The organism is Neobacillus drentensis, from assembly GCF_036966985.1.
In the GTDB taxonomy this organism is placed as follows: domain Bacteria; phylum Bacillota; class Bacilli; order Bacillales; family Cytobacillaceae; genus Neobacillus; species Neobacillus drentensis_E.
The window spans coordinates 1-257 of sequence record NZ_JBALSN010000395.1 but is presented as its reverse complement, the minus strand read 5'-3'; positions in this window follow the sequence as shown (position 1 = coordinate 257).

Below are 257 nucleotides of genomic sequence, written 5' to 3'. Positions count from 1 at the left end.
AAACAGGATGGATTTTTCGTGACCATAACAAAATGAAGAAGAATACAGTTGTACTCATGCTGAATCTTAAATCAGCTCCGCTTAAGGGGTAAAACTTTAATTCTCCAGTAATGGGCACAGCAATAATCATAAATAAATACTCCAATAATTTATCGCGAATACAATCACTCCCTTTCTATCGTAAAAAAAATTTTGTTAATTGTAAAAATATTTTTAATTATTTTTGTAGTTTTTTGTAGTTTATCGTAGTACTACAG